2 protein-coding genes are annotated in these 2,117 nt (G+C 37.1%); both read left to right on the top strand.

Features of this window, described 5'->3' with window-relative positions; all coding sequences use genetic code 11:
- The first annotated feature begins 854 nt into the window (after positions 1-854).
- Complete coding sequence (locus tag JWG45_RS04955) at positions 855-1,424, top strand: DUF1564 family protein (RefSeq protein WP_205278676.1); 570 nt, start codon at positions 855-857, stop codon at positions 1,422-1,424.
- Positions 1,425-1,618: 194 nt separating this feature from the next.
- On the top strand, positions 1,619-2,117 hold a 499-nt coding region (locus JWG45_RS04950), incomplete at its 3' end, for a DUF1564 family protein (protein ID WP_205278675.1).

The raw sequence follows: 2,117 nt of genomic DNA, 5'->3' as shown, positions 1-2,117 counted from the left end.
AGCTACACAGAGCTTGGCTTTTTTCATTTCAAGCCTGAACTGAAATTAAAATGATTTTATAGATATGAAAACAAAGTCGGGCCGAAGTATATCTTCGTCATACAAGACTCACGAAGGCGAGGACGTTGAAGTCTGGCTTTTTCTGTTTTAGCGGGAAGAGGAATTGAAATTTCTAAAATGCATCGCTTAGATGCTGCTTCACAGCGCTTTTGTCACCTCGCATGTGTGGCGGAATAATAAGCTTTTGGGTACATTCAAAATTCTGTGGAATTCTCCACATTTAAAGAATCAAACAAGACCCAAATCTCGAGCTCGATTGGTTCGGTCAGAAAGCTAAAGTATGAGCTCGGTGTCGGTGAGTTGAAGCACCAAATTGGACGAAACTAAAAATAAGAAGACGATGATGGTTTTTGTGTGCTTGTTCGAAATCTTAATAGTGAATGAATCGTTCGAAGCAAAATAGTTCTGAGACAATGGAAAGGGGAATTGAATTTCGTATGAGGGCTTCCTCGCAAAGTTTTTGCGTTTCTCTTCTTCTATAAAATTTTATATTTGAAAATGTGAAAGCAACTTTAGTCTAAGATTTTATTTTACCTTTTCAAAAATGAATTTGGACGGAACTCCGCCAGTAAAGTGCTTTTACGGGTATATTCTTAATTCTTTCGTTATGTCTTAGTAATTAGTTGGTTTTGGAAACGGTTATTTTCATTTCGAAGTTGAAATTGCTTTTTGAATTTTTTTAAGGTCGAAGTAACGACCAATCTAAGGTTTCAGTTTTTAAATAAAAAGAAAAATTTTCTAAATTCTTTTGGAAAATCCATTCATCTTTCACTCTTACAGGAACTGAAGAGGGTATGGGAAAAGCAAAATATCCAGTTTCTTCAAAACACTTTCGTTCACTTTCCGAAAAAGGTGATTTCGAGTCTTATGCGCAATCCAAGTCAAAACGGGCTTCTTCATCCGATCTTTGGATCCCTAAGCGTCATGCTCTTGCGTTGAAAAGAAGAATCGCTCGATTCGGATCTTTGAAGAATTTCCTCTCTCTCCTTCTTGCGAGGAATCGTTCCAAATTTCCTTCGATGTTCGCATTTTCAAAAAGCGAAAAGACAATTTATCAAAATACAAACCTTGACTTGGTTCGATTCTCATTTCGACCAAATTCTTCCGATTGGGCCGAACTCAGAATTGTAGCAAGATACTATGGTCTTTCGATTTGTCATTTTTTTGTAATGCTCATTCAAATTGAAGAGGCCGAGGCATCAGAAATTCCTCAATTTGAATTTGGGAAGAGCAATGATTTGAGAACAAAAGGAAAAAGAGCGGGAATATCTTTGAGTCAGAGGATTCTTCCTGGAAGGAAGTTAATTTCATTCTCTATTCTTTTCCGGTCGAGTTTAAGAAAAAGTTCTCTTTTTGATTCTTGATTCTCATATCATGAAGGCTCTTCGGTGACTCAGGGCAGGTCTTCCGTCCCAAAGAAATCACAGGAAGGCTGTTCTCAAATCAAACGAAATTCTCGAAAAAGAATCTTTGAGACTTTTCGCAAAAAAAATAGAAAAAAGCAAATTTTTTTTCGAGATACTGCTTCATTTGAAACGATCCTGGAACCGTAAACGATATGAGGACAAAAAAAGAAAAACAACCATTCAGACATCTAAGGCTTCTAAAGCCGCATCGTAAGAGTAAAGATCTTTCTTCGGAGAAAGAATCTTTCGTTTTTGATTCGAAAGGAGTTCGAAAAAAAATAGGTTCTCCTTCGGATTTGAATATTCCAAAAGAATTGATTCCTTTTTTGGAAAGAAGAATTCATGAAGCGGGTTCTTTGAGAATTCTTTTGAACCAATGTCTCCAAAAAAAGACACTTCTGGTTTTAATCCAGTTTCATTTCCCAAGAAATAAGGTCGGTTATCAGAGACAAAAACTCAGGCTCAATCGATTTTCATTTCGCCCTTTTGAAGAAGATTGGGTCGAACTTAGAAGATTGTCTTTTTTTCATGGAGTTTCAATGTGCAGAATGTTCGTAAAACTTTTGGAACTGGAATTTGTTCCCCCGAATTCCAACCGCCTTCGGCTTCCTGAATTCGCTGAGGAAAAAATTCCATCTCCCACAGCTCCCC

Source organism: Leptospira ainlahdjerensis, assembly GCF_016919175.1.
GTDB lineage: Bacteria > Spirochaetota > Leptospiria > Leptospirales > Leptospiraceae > Leptospira > Leptospira ainlahdjerensis.
The sequence above is the reverse complement of the archived record's forward strand: the minus strand, read 5'-3'. Positions and strand labels throughout refer to the sequence as shown.